We start from the raw sequence: 12979 nt of genomic DNA on the forward strand, positions 1-12979 counted from the left end.
ACATATATAATACAGAACGTCCTCACCTGAGCTTACAGATGAAGACGCCTGGATACGTACATCAAAAATGGCTGCAAGACATTCGTCCTACAGCCATCTAGATAACCTTATTACCCGTCAACTTATTCTAGGACGGGACATTCTACTTTTATTTTACTCAGGCTTTTTCAGCGCTGCATCTACTGCGTCTGCATCCAGAACTTCTAGGCAGTCATTGAGGGAGCGCTCTAGCGAGTACCATGTGTGCTTAAGCTCTGGGTACTCTTCGCCGAGCTTTTCGTGCAGCATTCGTAAGGTGCTTGCTACATCGTACAACTGAGTAATGGGATCTACGGTGATGGAAATGTTGTTCTGTGCCATGAGGCACCTCCTGCTAGATTATGTTGGTTCAATCTGTACCGTGTTGAATCAGCACAAATAAAAAAGGTCGGGAGCTTCAACACCGTCTAGCAGAACGGCAGAAGGCTTTCCCCTTACGGGTATTGTATCACCTTCGTACTCCCGACCAAATATTGGTAGATATAAATTTGATGCGTTACTTTCGCCAGATACACGAATCCTAGGGACTCACGAATCTATACGATAGACGCAAAAAAAAACACTTCTTACGGGAGCGGGTTCCGCTGCTAGAGGAAAAACAAAAAACCTAGGTGTGTTGAAGCACCTAGGTTGAAATATGTCGTTTTTTTTGGGGGGTGTCAAATGGTAGGGTACAACTACCACCATTAAAAAAACACTAAGGTCGATACTGCGCAACATAATCAATAATATAATCTAACAACACATCATCGTCATCATTATCAAGATCATAATCAAAATAATCTTCAAGCAATCGACGTCTTGCATAAGCAAGACTATCATCAAACAACCTTTTAGGTTGAACCTCTTCCAAAAACTCAAATACACTTGGGTCATGGACTAACCGTTTTACTCTCTTTCGGATTCTAAATTGGTCTTCATAAGATATTCCAAGAGAAGTAGCTTCTCCTTCAAAAGAACTTTCATTATCCACCGCTAACCTAATACGTTCCGCTATGCTTTCCAAATCCAACGATTCCAGAGCAATAACACTTTCTAATACAATATGAGACTTAACATCATCAACTGAAGCTTCATCCAAAGCAACATTTACGGCTTCTGCTGCTTGCTTCAAAAACTCTGCCGAATCATACATTGAGAAATGTTCAATATTTCCTTTGTCGCAAATTTCTTCACGTAACTCAGCGCGTGCACCAATTTTTTCTTTATTTGAAGATTGATCTAGATGCCACCAGTCTTCTTTACCATCGTCGGTAACAAAGACGATATTTTTTATATCATCTTCCGCTTGTGCCATTTCGATCAGCTGCTTCCAAATGATCAGGTCTCCAAGCTTATTAAGATAATTCAATCCAGCATAAGTAAATTCAGGAATCTCAGCCTTATCTTTCTTTTCATCTCGATAGCCTGGAGGAACTTTAGCTTCGAATCGCGTTTCCCCCTCAGCTACAAGTGCCTCCATCCATTCTTTGCTGGGAATGTCGCCGACCCGACCATCAAACAAGTCTGTGATAACTCCACGTATCGGGTCATTCTTAGGAGCTGCAAGCTGCGACTTATTAAGCTCTTCAATCTTTTCTTTGTATTCCTCGAGAATTGGAGAAAGCTTTTCGCGATATTCGTCGGTGATCGTCTTCACTTCAGGAATACGTTTGAATAGCGCCTGATCTTTCACCTTGCCGAGTTGCTCTAAGCAGCTATCAGCAGTGCTCTTCAAAATATGAAACTTCTTCTTTTCACGACGCAAGACTGCAACCCTACGACGCTGGTACTCAAGCACAACGTGGTAAGGGAGCCAAAGCTTATCTTCTAACTTTTTCAGTGTCTCAAAGAAGTTTTCACGAGTTTTATCGTGATAATTATACAAGTTCAGTAATACGTTTGTATCAAAAATAATGCGTGTAGAGTCACTCTTCAAGACTTCATCAATTCTACTTTCATCACTGTAAAAGCCGCGAAATGTCTGGCGCATAAAAATTCCCCAAGAAACATATTTCAATTTGTTTCTTGGGGTTACTTGAAGTACCAAAAAGTGTAAAGATGCACTTACAGTCGACTTTTAATGCGGAGCTAACAATGACAGAAGAGCAGTATCAAAAGTTTGAAAAACATTTCGAACGAATTTCAAGAAAGTTTCGGTGCTTCAAATTTAATGATTTTTTTAAAATGGCAACCCAGCACATGCACAACTGTGAGCACAGCAATCCAAAAAAAAGAATTACGAAACACAAAGCATGGAGTCGTATGGCTCCACTTTCTTGTTTTAAAATTTGCTGCATGCAACTGTGAACGCTCTGCGCACAGACGAAAATTAACGCATCGCTTCTATTCCCAAATCTACAATTAAGTATTTAAAATTCAAGCTTCATATCATACAAACATGCTGGACGAAGGGGTTGCCTCAATGATGGCAGCAATGCTTCCACCACAGCTAGATTTTCAAAGCAACTTTAGCAGAAACCATGTTGCTCGCATGAATTACCTATTTTGCAACTCTCCTCACTTTGAAAAGTATTTTACCGAAAAATACCAAATAACTCCTCAGCTGTTTGCTGAGATGCAAGTTGCTATCAGCACAATGGATTCTGTGATTGATGTAAACAAACGAAGCGCTCATATTAAAATTCTTAACTCAGCCAAGTTTTCTCTTGATGAGATTGTTAAATTCTACAGTGCACTATGTAAGACTCCACATGAACTCACTGAACTACTGAAAGATCACGCCCAAAAAGCCAAGAGCAAGCTATATAAGTTAAATGATCGCTCCCCCATCATGAACTACCCTTTTTTACTTGCAGAAAACAAACTTTCATTAATCAGCTACCATGCACTACAAAGCTCTGTAAGTAACTATTTCTTTAATGAAGTAAAATCGTATGGCAATGATGATGTTTCAGATGAGCTAGCCAAGAAATTCGAACAATTTCTTTAAAAAGCACTAGAAGATGCAACAGATTTTAAAGTACTTTCTGAAGCAGAAATAGAAAGTACATACAAAGTAAAGTCGGAGAAAAAGACAGACGCGCTACTCATTGAGAAATACACTGCGATAAGCTTTGAATTCAAATCAACTGCACTAACAGGCACAGCTCTTTTTGCCCCTACGCCTAAAATTATTCCACGCGCACTAAAGTCAACTATAGTCAAAGGTATTAGACAAGGTTTTAACCTTGCAAAAGTTGTCAAAGAAAAGGGTGATGCAACAAATTTCATTCATATTGTTGTCACCTATTCGCCTTTATGTCTTGGATCACCTCAAATGACTTGGAATGCATACTTTAAAGAAAAATTTGACCGTGAAATTAGTAATGGGTCAATAGATCCTACAATACTCCCACCTGAAAACATCTTTATACTTTCTATTGATGAACTATGCCTACTTGCTCTATGTGCCTATAATAACGATGGGAGCTATCTAAAAATCCTTCAAGAGGCGATTAAGCTGAATTCTGACCCAAAAACATCAGCCTTTTTCATAACAAGCCACTTTTCTAAATGGAAACTCAAATCTGAGCATCTGCCATTTATCGAAACTGAAGCCGAAAAGCTTTATGCGCAAATTGAAAGCCGTTTTTAAAACAAAAAATCTCCCCCAACCATTGGCTGGGGGAGTTTCTATTTACTTCATTTTTTTATGGTGCCCGTTGATCATCAACCCACGAGAAGAGGAATAATGCTTCCACCACACTGAGCGTTAGACTGATGGCATAAAGCAGGCCCCATATTCCGAAGAATGTAAGCTGAGCGCCCTCTTCCTTTAGATCATCAAATAACAAGGCAAACCCTAGCACAAAAACCTGCACACGAATAAAGTGTGCAAAACTACCACTTACTTTCAAGTACGGGCTTACTTTCACAGCATTATGGGTTCCGCTCTTCAATATTGGATCATCTCGTCCTTGAAAAAACGCAACGATAACCGCAAAACCAGTTAAACTAACTGCAAGCAATGCAGGAAGAATAGTAAGGGCATATTGCTGCCAGTACATTGGTTTATTTTTCGGCATGACAACAATAAGTAATGCAACAATGAAACTGCTCCACAGATACCCAGAAGTGAAAAAAGCTTTCCACCCACCATAACAATGCCAATAGCTGCTATGTCCATTTGATTTCTGCGATGTAGTTTCTGTCATATTATCTACTTCTTAATTGCCTGATTAGCGTTTGGCCTCTGTTAAGCAAATACGCTAACATTGTTGTTTGCTGCGGGTCATATTTAGTGCTGTCTACCTTAGGATAAGACGCTGTAGATTCATACACTTTTTTAGTGCCATCATGCCCTACTGCGCTAACGGAACCGTTTGAGACAGCAATATCCATAAGAGCTGTAGTTTCTTCGTCTGGCTCAATACCTTCTCCGTCCTTACGACCTGTCATTTTCTGATTAAATCGCGCAACATTTTGCGATTGAATCTTCTCTTGCAGCTCCTGAGCTAAGTCACCAAAGGCATCTGGATTTGGAAGAGAGAAATCAATCTCAAGCTTTGTCTTGTTAGGCAGGCGCAAGATTCGCGCAATAGAATCTTCATCCTGTTCAACCTCTACAAACACTTCACCGAACGCCTCTTGGAACTCAGGCTGGTTAACCATGCGGCGGAAGCACTTTGCAAAGTTTTTTACCCCGGGACCATCGTTAACGATATACATAAGACGGTGCCCTTCTGGATAAAACACAAAGTTAATAGTTTTCATGTTTGGCTTCAGGTTAGTTCTAACAGGGGTAATGGGATTACCTTCCTCATCCAGCAGCGGTTCTAAGCTACTCATGTCCAGCCATTGGCCTTGAATCTCCGTGTAGCTAAAGAACTGTCCTATCATTCCATTTTGATGAGCCCCACCAACAGCTTCAGAACGAATAAACTTTACCTGCCGTTCACCAAGCAATTTTTCTTCTGGCTGTAATTCGTTCAGCATTTCAAACAGACGAATATAGTTTTGAGGAGAATGAGGAGGTCCAATTTTAATATTCAAGATTGCGAGCTTCAAAGTTCGTTGTCTAGCCATGCGTTATTCCTTCTTGAAATGTATATAAAACAACCTAAGGAGATTAACGCCTAACAGATAACAACTAAGATGTTAACACCTACTTACAACATCTCCCTCTAAACCAACCTACGGCTATTCTCTAGACGCCCTCCTAACAAGTGTGACTTGTGTGACCCTAGCCATTTTTAAAAGATAACCATTTAAATTAATTATTAAATAAAGGTCACACTACTAGTGTGACCCAAATTAGGCAAAAAATAAAATTTACGAATATATTCATACACTTAAACACAACAACAGGGTCACAGTAGTAGTGTGACCTAGTGTGTTTTTGCGCGTTCCAATAGGTACTGTGCCAGCTTATCTACTCTCTGTTGTGTCATTTGCGGAAACAGAACGCTCAGCGCTGCACCGCATGCGACAATTTGCGCGTGGTTCTTTAATATACGCAGGTTCTCCAATTCATGCCCGAACTGTTCCTCGTACCGGCTAAACGCTACAAAGTAGGTATCTAAAATTTTCTTTTCCGACCGCAGGGCACAACGCAAAAAGCCGCCTACGTTTTCGGCAGTCTGTCTCTCAAACCATCTGGCTAAATCTCTGGTGCCCACGCTGTGATGATCTTTACTTGCATGGCAGTAAACAATACGCTCCAGCAATGCTTCAGAGCCGCCAACCTCTGCGTTCTGCGAGATAACAAGCGTTCCTTGAAAGATTGTGTCGTACACCTCGTTGCCGCCATTATTCACGCCTCTGGTGCCTGTGCCACGCCCGTTGTAGAACGGCTTGCAGTGGTCCATGTCAAACATCTTCACTCTGCCATCTTTACTGCCGTTATCGCGGTCGGATTCAATAAGAACAGTGGGCAGATTAGAAAGCTGACTAAACGCCCTGCGCTGCCCTGCAGCTGTCGCTTTCAGAATATCAAAACCTTCATATCCATTACGACCTGTGCACTTCCATAAAAATTCAAGAATGGTAGATTTGCCCGCCCCGGGTTCACCAGTGAGCTCGAAGAACGGAAACGACTTCTGCTCCTCACGGATCTGTTGCGCAAAGAGCGAACCGAGCCAGAACGCTAGCAAGGCAAGTCCCTGCCAGTGGAATGCCTTCACGTAGTTTTCCAGCCAGTTTGGGTCGAACACACCATCTGTAGTAATGTTTAAGCCCTTCAGGATAGGACGTATGCCTCTATCACCAATCTGGTAGTAGCCTTCGTTGTTCATTTTAATCTGCTTGCCTTTGTAGAAGGCTGCATCATCAAACAGATAAGCGTTTACGGTGGGCACGTAGCCTAGGTATTTTACTGTGGTGTTGCTTTTGTCCTAGGCAATGTTGAGCCAGCGTTTTCGCAGATGCAGGAAGTCGCCATTTGTTCCGGAGAAATCGCCACCGGCTGTTTTGCTCAGCAATGCAGCTGCAAAGTTTTGGGCGCTGGAAAGATACGAGCCTTCCAACTGAATAATTACGGGCGCCTTACGGGGGAAATTAATACGCATAACGTAGTATTGTTCCTTTTCCATAAGCTCATCCGCCTCGTGGTAAAGCATCTCCGGAAAGACGTTACTTATATTAGTTACGTCTGCATGCTGCAGGAAGATGTCCCACCCTTTTGGTGACTCCAGAATGACTCTACGCCAATCCATATCTTCCTTCTGTTCCGGCTTGTCCTTCTCTGCCGAATCTTCAGCTGTTTCCTGCTCTTCTTTATTTCTACGCACAGCAGCGGCTGTTTCCAGCGCTTCTTGAAATTTCTCTCCGCACTCGATGCGGTACATGCAATTGTCGAAATCAATAATGTAGTAGCGTAGCTCGTGCCGCAGGTAATGGTGGTAGGCTTTTTCGTTCGCTGTAGCCGCCATAAACAGCCGACCGTAGTACAAGCAGTTCTTAATGAATGCGCCGGTGATGGAATTGGTGCGGTGGTAGTCGTCCCAGTCTTTTCCGCCAGAAGGCAGAATCAGCACTTCGCAGCGCTCTCCCATGTTCTCAATCAACCGGGCAAACTTCTTCGCAGCTTTTTGTCCTGCAGGATCTGCATCAAGTGCGATCGTCCACCGGATGTTTTTACCCTTGTGCTGCTCAATAAACTTTTCAGGAAAATTACTACACGACCAACACGTGGCAGCTTTGCGCCCCGCATGAAGTAGCGCGACGTTGTGAAAAAATCCTTCTACCAAAAAGCAGCGCTCGCCTTTCTCCAGCTGAAACTGCGGCAGTGTCCACGCTGTGCCTTTGTAGTCACCTTTAAAATTTGCTTTACGCCTTCCGGAGAGCGGATTGATTAAGCGTTCCCACCATGCAGAACGCTCCTCGTTCATATACACGCGCACTGTTGGAGTCATATGCGGACTATTCGGATACTGGAAGAAACCCTGCTCATACACACCGCGGAGTTTCGATATGTCGAATCCACGATTCAGCCCAAGGTATGCCTCTGCAGTACGGTTGGGCTCTTGCTGAGTAGGCGTGTACTTTTCTGCTATGTTTTCAAAAAGCTCCGGAAGCAACTCGCGCGTTGTTTCTTCCCATCCACATTTATTCAGCCGGCTACATTTAAGAATCCAAGGCTTTTCGATGCTGGTGAAAAGCTCGTTCTTACCGCACGAAGGACAAGGGCCACCCCGAAGGTAGCCCCCTTGTTCTTTTAATGTAAAACGCGCATCACCCAACAACGCCTTAACAATATCCGCCGCCCCAACTCGATAATCTGAAGAAGCAATCACTGTTGACATTACTGCTCCGCTTTCAGTTTGCGTTCAAGCTGGCGCAGGTCTGCAATCATATCGAGCGAGGTGTTTACCACGTCGTTTAACTCGCCGATAATGCGGCGGAGCTCTTTGGGCTCGAGCACGCCATCTGCAACGGCGCTATGTGCTTCCTGTCCTACATCGCTAGTCTCACCGAACAGCTTGCTGATTCTAAAAACAAGGCTCTGGCAGTCCACATCTGCATGCTTATGTTCCATGCCATACTGCATAGCCTGAACCTGCAGCCAGTTGATAATCACCATGTTGCCCACGGTGCTGCAGAATTTTGGGAGATCTTCATAAGTAGGAAAATAACGTTCCAGGCTAAATACACGCTTGGTGTGGGATTCTGCCCAACCCATTTCTTTGGAAAGCTTCTGCCAGGTCATGCCGGAACGCTCGAGCGCCAGCTTAAAAGCATCCTCCGGTCCTATTTTGTGGAGTGAGTAGCAGTTATCGCGAACCATTGAGCCATCTGTGTACGTTGAATTCATAATATTTCTCCTAATAATAAGACATAAAACTGTAGTGACTGCGGGAAAAAACCTAGACTGGCTCGCAGTTAAGACTTGCCGGAAATGATGCGGGTATCTGCCTCGCGCAGTGCAGCTGCCATTGTTTTGCGTGAGACGCCGTGCTCTTCAGAAAGTACGGTCAGCAGCATTCGCAGGCGCATTATCTTTGTTGCCTGTGATACCCGATGCATCCCGAACTTGTTAGGATTGCACCGCTGGTAGCGAAAGTGGCGAATGTCCATCCGCATGTAGCGTGCCGCATTGGAGTAAGTTTTAAACCTTGCCTTAAGCCGCTCGATGTTTTTTTCGTAAGCTAGTGTTTTCATGCGGCAAAAGTTAGAGGATTTTTCCCGTTTTAGCCAAGGGGCTTTTTCCCACTTTTCTTAGGGGAAAAATTCCCATACAAAGAAGGAATGAAGAATAGCATGGCTTTTGAAAGAAAATTTGTGGAAGTGTTATGCGAAAAGATCGAAGAAACAGGCATTTCGCATAACGAATTTGGAAGACGTGCCTTCGGCCCACCAGACGGCGGAAGACTATGGAGAAGCATTCGAGGAGTGGAAGGAAAGAATAAACCCCGGAAGATCGCAATTCATGAAGCCTACGATATCGCGCAAGTTCTGGGCACAGATCTGCCGACGCTGTTATGGCACGTAGAGAAAGAATTTAACCAGATATAGAAAAAGCTCGAACCATTACGGTTCGAGCTTTTTCTTTATTCTACAACTACTGTTCGCTGTTATCTTTCGCTGAATGCGTTGCCTCTTGCTGTTCTATTACAGTCAGCGCTACCTCCAGCCTCGAGCACTGATCAAACAAAATATCCCCCAATCCCAACGGTGCATTTGTGGCGCAAAAGCGTACTGCTGAAATGGCTTTGTATATTTCCTCGATCGCTTCAGATTCTTTCATACATCCCCCCGCCAATGTGTGTCTTTTTAATTCCTGAGTCATTCACCGCCGATACTCTGCGGCTTTCGTTGCGTCAACCAATTATCTTGAAACTTCTAGGGAGTTCCGTTTCACTCATGAAATATAGTAACCGGGATTTTTTCCCTAAACGCTTATTGATACTTAGGGAGTGAAGCCCTATGCTTTGTCTCAGCTAAGACATAGAACAACACACTGTGCCAACTCTTAAAAATACCATGTCGGCCTCCGGATTAAATTATGGCATGGTGCCTAAAAAGCGAATCAGAGGAGGCCGACATGGTATTTTTATGCAACCACCTCGCTCCAACACGTTGGGGGTACATTTTTTTCTGAAAACGGCTAAAAGTCGTAAAAACAGATGATTAGCAGTGCTATTGGATGTCCTCTCTCTCCGCCAGAACACGGCTAAATAAAAGGTCTTCTCCTTAAACAGAGAAGTCCTTTTTTTGTTTTTCGTGACTCGTAAAAAATTTGTGACTCGATTTGTGACTCGATTTTGCAAAAATTTTGTCATCCCCGCTCACCCCGAACCACCAAGCTACTATTTGTAACTTTACAAAGTCTGCGATACTACTCAATGCTATATACGGAACTACCTTCAACCTTGCCCTAATATAGGTGTAGCATGAATAAAAATGACGAAACCGCCTACGCATGGTCAATTATCATGCAAAAAATCAGATCATTGCGCGACGAAAAGCATACTCTCGAAGAAATAGGCAACATTATGGGTGTTCGCAAAGGCACTGTTTCACGCTGGCTTTTAGATAATGAAAACAGAGTCGGTGGCGAGAACACGACATTTGGAGATATGCTTCGATACGCCAATGCACTCAACATTCCTCTTGATGCACTCACTAGAGATGCTTTTTTTACAACAAATCCCGCTACAACGCAGCGCACCCCGCCGCAACCAGCAGTAGAGAATCCTGACAACATAATTTCGTTTACCGCACCTGAATGGATGATTAACGCATTAAGCCAGCAAGCCGAGCTACTTGAAATCAGCAGCCAGTCGCTCATTAAAGTCTGGCTTGCAGATAAATTGAACACACTTAAGCGCCAATAACATTTCCACCACGCGCCGTAGCCTATATTTAAGTATAGTATGAAAATATACGGTAGCACCAATTGATTACATCATCCTCACATTATTTCGCTTTGTTTTTAGTATGCCATGCGCCTAATAGATTACTACCTAACAGCTCTCTGATGCTATCAGCCCCCTCCGTTTAAAAAAACAAGCTACAGACTCTATTCTGCTGATACAAAAAAACCGCAAAGGTTCTCAACATATCGAGAGCCTTTGCGGCAATATACCTGTCTAGTGCAGATCAAGCTCTGCACTTGCAAGTTATGTTGTCAGCTTGAACTTAATGAACCTTCAAGTGCTCAATAAGCTTCTGGAGTTCTGTTGTCATAGTAATGAGCTTGCCCACAGCATCTTGAGCGTGCGCCATAGACTCTACAGTTTCGGTTGCAATACGGTTTACGTCTTCAGAACCACGGCTAATCTGCTCGGAAGCAGCAGACTGCTGCTCGCTTGCCGCTGCAATAGAATTCACCTGATCTGCGTTCGTAATAACAATGTCAACAATAGAGCGTAATGCTTCACCTGATTTTTGTGAATACTCTGTGGATTTTGCGACAGCTTCGGAAGCTTGATTCATGCACTGTTCATTTTCGCGTGAAGCGTTTTGAATTGCTCGAATAGCTTCGTCTACTTCGGTAGTTGCAAGCATAGTTTTTTCTGCAAGCTTGCGCACTTCGTCTGCAACTACGGCAAATCCGCGCCCTGCTTCGCCAGCTCTAGCCGCTTCAATTGCTGCGTTTAATGCAAGTAAGTTCGTTTGATCTGCTATATCAGTAATGACAGTCATAACAGACTCAATATTTAATGCGCGCTTACCCAAATCTTCGAGGCTATCTCGCAACCCGCTTGAATATTGGTCAACTTCAGCAATAGAGTCCATTGCAACTTCAACCACAGAAGCACCGCTTTCTGCTTTCTCACGCGCAGCACTCGCTTGCTCTGCTGCCTCGCCAGCACTTCTCGCAACTTCCAAAACGGTGGCGTTCATTTGCTCAATAGCAGTCGCAGAGTCAGTAGCACGTTCCCGCTGAGCATGTGACCCATTTACTGCCTCCTGAACAAGTCTGGATAAATCTTCACTGGCAACCGTTACACCTTCAACAATTCCTTCAAGCTGTTCCGCTGCCTGCAACATGCCTTCACGCTTCGCATTTTCAGCTTCCTTACGAGCGTTTTCAGCATCCTTCATAGCAATTTGTGCTTTTTTCGACTCTTCTTCAGCTTCCAAGGTTTTGCTTTCTGCCATTAGAATCATTTCTTTCAGGCGAGCAACCATCGTGTTCAGTGAAACAGACATTGCGCCAATTTCATCTTTTCGCTTAAGTTGCAACGTATGATCCAAATCACCCGCAGCAACCGCTTCAGCAAATACCACACATTTTTTGACGTTTCCTGCAATGCTGCGCACAATAAGGAATACAACTATCCCCATTGCTAAAATACCGCCTAAACTGATTGCAATGCTACTTGTACGAATAGCCGCAATCGAAGAAAGAATATCATCTTCGTTGGCAGCAACCCCTACAACCCAACCTGTTTTAGATTCAGTTTTGTAAAATACCATTTTGGTAACGCCATTCGCAGAAAATCGAACAAGCCCTTCTTTGTTACGGCGCATCTCTTTGCCCCAATCATTATCAACGGGGCGCTCTTTCATAATACGGTTGCTGTCTGGATGTGCACATAGATAGCCTGATTTTGCCATCATAAAAGCATGACCTGTCTTGCCCAGCTTGATAGAATCGACAAACGATTTAGAAAAGCTTGTTAAATCGACAGCACCAACAAAAGCACCTTTAATCTCACCGTTAACAAGGTATGGTCGAGCAACGGCAACAATAGGCTTACCAGTCACCAAACTTTGTATAGCATCTGATACAGTTGCCCGCCCTTGAATGGCATCTCTAAAATACTGAAAAGAAGAAAGGTCGATATTCGAAGTCGTACTCTCTCCTACAGTAGCACGATAAACTATTGGCTTACCGTCAAGCCCAAATAGACCGACACCATCGTAATATGTGTAGGCTTCCTCGAAATTTTTTAACGCGTTCTGTGCTATCCGCAAATCATCAACCTGTTCGCTATCAATAGATGCCAACCGGTTAAAAACAGAAAATCCTTCAAGCTGCATTAAATCTGTTTGGATCCCCACAACCCAAAGATTCAGCTTTTTTTGAATGTTTTCTGCTAATTGCTCTGCGTGATGCAACGTTGCGTCTGTTAATGCCTTTTCAGCTAATGTGAAGGATGTGTAGGTTACTGTTCCAAGAACCAAGCACATTGCAACTAATGTAGGGACTAAAAACCTGTTCCGTAAATTCCAATTCATAATTTTCCCCTTAAATTAACCAAATGGCACAATCTGTATGTTGTCCCGTAATGTTGAATAATTGCGCCAGCTATCCTTTTCCACCCGCATAGAAAAGTTCAACATTATCGATTAGTACGCTCAGCTTTCACGCAGCTTTCGGCATCGGCAACAGTACAGTCAGTATAAACTCACTGACCAGTTAAACAGTAACACTCTCATCGGGAACCAATTCGTTTTCTTTAATTGCAATTGCAAAAAAGTCACTAGGCATGATCGTTTGAATGTACTTGTTGCCTGAAAATCAAAGGAAGAAGTATCGGCATTGCAACTTACTACACACAAAAACTTA

The 12979-nt window shown here is 43.4% G+C and carries 15 protein-coding genes; 4 read left to right on the forward strand and 11 right to left on the reverse strand.

Translation table 11 applies throughout. The features are described 5' to 3' along the window. Window positions 1-153: 153 nt before the first annotated feature. Both N4A56_RS11065 and N4A56_RS11070 read right to left on the reverse strand, forming a co-directional pair. Entirely contained in the window at window positions 154-360 is a 207-nt protein-coding gene (locus N4A56_RS11065) for a hypothetical protein (protein ID WP_295547286.1), read from the reverse strand. A gap of 376 nt (window positions 361-736) precedes the next feature. Further along, complete coding sequence (locus tag N4A56_RS11070) at window positions 737-2011, reverse strand: PIN domain-containing protein (protein ID WP_295547287.1); 1275 nt, start codon at window positions 2009-2011, stop codon at window positions 737-739. 432 nt (window positions 2012-2443) lie between these two features. On the opposite strand from N4A56_RS11070, the gene N4A56_RS11075 reads away from it, so the two are divergent. Continuing rightward, window positions 2444-2971 (forward strand): hypothetical protein, encoded by a 528-nt coding sequence (locus N4A56_RS11075; RefSeq protein WP_295547290.1) that lies wholly within the window; start codon window positions 2444-2446, stop codon window positions 2969-2971. On the opposite strand, the gene N4A56_RS11080 is transcribed toward N4A56_RS11075, so the two are convergent. After that, on the reverse strand, window positions 2968-3252 hold the full coding sequence (locus N4A56_RS11080; protein ID WP_295547292.1) for a hypothetical protein: 285 nt from the start codon (window positions 3250-3252) through the stop codon (window positions 2968-2970). The two genes, N4A56_RS11075 and N4A56_RS11080, sit on opposite strands and share 4 nt — an antisense overlap. 46 nt (window positions 3253-3298) lie before the next feature. On the opposite strand from N4A56_RS11080, the gene N4A56_RS11085 reads away from it, so the two are divergent. Beyond that, window positions 3299-3616 (forward strand): hypothetical protein, encoded by a 318-nt coding sequence (locus N4A56_RS11085; protein ID WP_295547294.1) that lies wholly within the window; start codon window positions 3299-3301, stop codon window positions 3614-3616. Window positions 3617-3671: 55 nt separating this feature from the next. On the opposite strand, the gene N4A56_RS11090 is transcribed toward N4A56_RS11085, so the two are convergent. The 6 genes from N4A56_RS11090 to N4A56_RS11115 all read right to left on the reverse strand — a co-directional run bounded on the left by N4A56_RS11090 (window position 3672) and on the right by N4A56_RS11115 (window position 8484). After that, complete coding sequence (locus tag N4A56_RS11090; protein WP_295547295.1) at window positions 3672-4175, reverse strand: hypothetical protein; 504 nt, start codon at window positions 4173-4175, stop codon at window positions 3672-3674. 1 nt (window position 4176) lies between these two features. Then, window positions 4177-5046 (reverse strand): DUF4747 family protein, encoded by an 870-nt coding sequence (locus tag N4A56_RS11095; protein WP_295547296.1) that lies wholly within the window; start codon window positions 5044-5046, stop codon window positions 4177-4179. Between the two features lie 302 nt (window positions 5047-5348). Beyond that, window positions 5349-6317 (reverse strand): hypothetical protein, encoded by a 969-nt coding sequence (locus tag N4A56_RS11100; RefSeq protein ID WP_295547298.1) that lies wholly within the window; start codon window positions 6315-6317, stop codon window positions 5349-5351. A gap of 36 nt (window positions 6318-6353) precedes the next feature. Further along, the gene (locus N4A56_RS11105) at window positions 6354-7763 is read right to left on the reverse strand and encodes a toprim domain-containing protein (RefSeq protein WP_295547301.1); all 1410 of its coding nucleotides are present in this window, start codon (window positions 7761-7763) and stop codon (window positions 6354-6356) included. Then, window positions 7763-8272 carry a phage regulatory CII family protein gene (locus N4A56_RS11110; RefSeq protein ID WP_295547304.1) on the reverse strand — a complete coding sequence of 170 codons (510 nt, stop codon included), beginning with the start codon at window positions 8270-8272 and terminating at the stop codon, window positions 7763-7765. The genes N4A56_RS11105 and N4A56_RS11110 overlap by 1 nt, the downstream gene beginning before the upstream one ends. Window positions 8273-8340: 68 nt before the next feature. Continuing rightward, window positions 8341-8484 carry a hypothetical protein gene (locus tag N4A56_RS11115; RefSeq protein ID WP_295547308.1) on the reverse strand — a complete coding sequence of 48 codons (144 nt, stop codon included), beginning with the start codon at window positions 8482-8484 and terminating at the stop codon, window positions 8341-8343. A 234-nt stretch (window positions 8485-8718) separates the two neighbouring features. On the opposite strand from N4A56_RS11115, the gene N4A56_RS11120 reads away from it, so the two are divergent. Then, entirely contained in the window at window positions 8719-8973 is a 255-nt protein-coding gene (locus tag N4A56_RS11120; protein WP_295547310.1) for a hypothetical protein, read from the forward strand. Window positions 8974-9019: 46 nt separating this feature from the next. Here N4A56_RS11120 and N4A56_RS11125 read toward each other — a convergent pair whose 3' ends face one another. Then, window positions 9020-9205, reverse strand: coding sequence for a hypothetical protein (locus N4A56_RS11125; protein WP_295547312.1), 186 nt, complete (start codon window positions 9203-9205; stop codon window positions 9020-9022). Between the two features lie 646 nt (window positions 9206-9851). Here N4A56_RS11125 and N4A56_RS11130 point away from each other — a divergent pair. Beyond that, on the forward strand, window positions 9852-10295 hold the full coding sequence (locus N4A56_RS11130) for a hypothetical protein (RefSeq protein WP_295547314.1): 444 nt from the start codon (window positions 9852-9854) through the stop codon (window positions 10293-10295). Between the two features lie 304 nt (window positions 10296-10599). Here N4A56_RS11130 and N4A56_RS11135 read toward each other — a convergent pair whose 3' ends face one another. Further along, window positions 10600-12648, reverse strand: a complete 2049-nt coding sequence (locus N4A56_RS11135) for a methyl-accepting chemotaxis protein (RefSeq protein ID WP_295547315.1) — start codon at window positions 12646-12648, stop codon at window positions 10600-10602. Window positions 12649-12979: the final 331 nt, after the last annotated feature.

Source organism: Halodesulfovibrio sp., from assembly GCF_025210605.1.
Classification (GTDB): Bacteria; Desulfobacterota; Desulfovibrionia; order Desulfovibrionales; family Desulfovibrionaceae; genus Halodesulfovibrio.